At 38.6% G+C, this 466-nt stretch carries 2 protein-coding genes; both read right to left on the bottom strand.

The annotated features are described in order from the left end of the window. Positions 1-70 precede the first annotated feature (70 nt). On the bottom strand, positions 71-247 hold the full coding sequence (locus tag ACODS7_RS32565) for a hypothetical protein (protein WP_243168617.1): 177 nt from the start codon (positions 245-247) through the stop codon (positions 71-73). Then, positions 244-466 (bottom strand): DUF2187 family protein (locus ACODS7_RS32560; protein ID WP_488828692.1); only part of this gene is annotated, 223 nt, incomplete at its 5' end. The genes ACODS7_RS32565 and ACODS7_RS32560, both read right to left, overlap by 4 nt.

The raw sequence follows: 466 nt of genomic DNA, 5'->3' as shown, positions 1-466 counted from the left end.
GACAACAGAACCACTTATGAGAAAACTAAGCAATATTTCCACCTCTTTTCTGTGTAGGCTGTATGATCCGTTATAGTTTTTCCAAATCTGTTTCCATAATGTATACAGGTGCAACATGTTCTTGTTCCAGTAAGGTTTGTAACTGTTTTTGGAGTTCAAATCCATCTCTTGACTCAGCCAGCAGAAAAGACTTTGAAAAGTTGTTTCCATCCACACAATAGCTTACATCAAACATGTACATATTCACTGTGCCACCTTTTTACAGGATTTGAATGGAACGGGTTTATATTGCTCATGTCGAACCACTTGGCGTCCATCGATTCCAAGTTGGAAGAAGGAGTCCATTTCAGAAATATCTACAATACTAGTATGTTCGAGTACAGTTACAATATATCCTGTTACTTGCAGAGGTGGATCGTGACGGTAAGGGAATGTCACATAATCTCCAATATTGATGTTGGTAGCG

The sequence above is a fragment of the Bacillus sp. FG16 genome, assembly GCF_057809515.1.
This window is presented reverse-complemented; position numbering and strand designations above follow the sequence as displayed.